The organism is Gordonia sp. AC31, assembly GCF_031844505.1.
GTDB lineage: Bacteria > Actinomycetota > Actinomycetes > Mycobacteriales > Mycobacteriaceae > Gordonia > Gordonia hongkongensis.
Genome location: NZ_JAUZVK010000072.1, coordinates 1 through 1,567 on the forward strand (window position 1 = coordinate 1; position 1,567 = coordinate 1,567).

Consider the following 1,567-nt stretch of genomic DNA (forward strand, 5'->3'; position numbering starts at 1 on the left):
TATCGACGGCGCCTGTCTGCTCGGCGGTGGCCGCAGGTGGGTGGATCGGAGCTGAGGTGGTCATGGGGGGGTTCCTCGTTGGGTGAATGCCTCGGCGCAGTGCCCCGGGTGGCGCTGGTCAGCGAGTTAGTGTCCGGCGTGCGGATCGGCCGAGGGGGCCGTGGAGTCAGGTGTCGGGGCCGGGGCGCCGGTGGGGACGTCGAGAACGAAGGTGGCGGTATGCACAGCGCCCTGGACCTGGAAGTCGAGGTAGAGCAGATAGCGGCCCGGGGTGGGGGCGGTGGTGGCGAAGCGGACCTGTGGTCCCGCGAGTTGACCGGCGGTTGGTGCCGCGCCTTCTGGGTGAACATGCAGGTAGGCCAGGTCACCCTGTCGCAGGGCCACCAAGTGACCGAAAGCGCCCAGATACGGCTGCAGGGTGGTGACTGGTTGTCCTGCTCGGCGCACGGTGACGGTCAGTTCGGACTCGGCTCCAGCGCGCAGGTGCCCGGCCAGTTCGATGTCGAACCCGTCGACGGGTGACTGTCGTGATTCGGCGGCGGGTGGGGCCGGCTGGTAGTCACCGCTGACTTCGACGGTGCTGGTGAGGGTGAGGGGTTGGCCGGTGGCGGCGGGCACGAAGTCGGCGTAGATCCGGTAGCTGCCTCCCGTCGCCCACTGCCAGGGCAGCGTCCAGCGCCCTTCGGGCGAGAGAGTGGGGTGCACGTGTCGGAAGTGGGTGCCATCCGCGCGGACGACGATCAGGTGCAGCTGCTTGTCGTGCTCGGCGGCGAAGTCGGTGACCGCGGCCCCGGCGGCGTCGAGGATCTCAAAGCTCAGCGGTGCCTGCACCCCGGACGCATGGGGTGCCACCACATTCCCCAGGATGAAGCCGGCTGCTGCCATCGAAACTCCGCGAACCTGATCGGCCCCCGGAGACGAGGCGGATGTTCGCGACTGTGGTGCAGCATTGTGATCGGCATGGGCGGACTCAGCCGGGGAGGTCGACGCCCTGTCGGGAGCGACACCAGCGGCGATGGCGTACGCCGCAGCGAAAACTATCAGCAGGGCCGCGGCGAAGACGCCGAGCTTGGTTGGAACATTCATCGCTGGATTCCTGTCATCGGTGGTGGCGACACCCACGCCGCCCGGGAGAGGCTGAAGTCGCCAGTGGGGCAGACACTTCAGCCCCCCATCGGCTACTGCGCCAGGTGGTAGCCGGCCTCTTCGATCGCGCCGCGGATCGCGTCGGGCTCGATCGGGGCCGAGCTGGAGATGGTGACGTGCCCGCTGGCCACGTCGACGTCGACGTCAGTCACGCCGGCCAGTGCTCCGACTTCTTCACGCACCGACGACGCGCAGTGCCCACACGTCATTCCGGAGACGATCACTGTCGATGTGCTCATGAGATGTGCCCTTTCGGTACAGCAGTGGTGCCGACGACCCTCAGGGGGTCTGTCGCTGTGGCGTCTCGCCACACCACATTCATACCTTACCCCCCTAGGGTAATCAATGGGTTGTGGTGGGCTGAGCTTCGGTGGTGGCGGTGAAGCCCAGCCATCCGCGGCGGTGCAACAGCAACAGGGCT

Annotated in this window: 2 protein-coding genes; both read right to left on the reverse strand. The window is 67.5% G+C overall.

Annotated elements, in window-relative coordinates:
- Nucleotides 1-126: 126 nt before the first annotated feature.
- Nucleotides 127-1,086 (reverse strand): hypothetical protein, encoded by a 960-nt coding sequence (locus Q9R39_RS24595; protein ID WP_024499316.1) that lies wholly within the window; start codon nt 1,084-1,086, stop codon nt 127-129.
- A gap of 92 nt (nt 1,087-1,178) precedes the next feature.
- Nucleotides 1,179-1,385: a heavy-metal-associated domain-containing protein gene (locus Q9R39_RS24600; RefSeq protein WP_024499317.1), complete on the reverse strand. Its 207-nt coding sequence runs from the start codon at nt 1,383-1,385 to the stop codon at nt 1,179-1,181.
- Nucleotides 1,386-1,567 lie beyond the last annotated feature (182 nt).

Coding starts and splice junctions, on each gene's coding strand:
- Q9R39_RS24595 (WP_024499316.1), bottom strand. CDS start 1,086: ATGAATGTTCCAACCAAGCTCGGCGTCTTCGCCGCGGCCCTGCTGATA.
- Q9R39_RS24600 (WP_024499317.1), bottom strand. CDS start 1,385: ATGAGCACATCGACAGTGATCGTCTCCGGAATGACGTGTGGGCACTGC.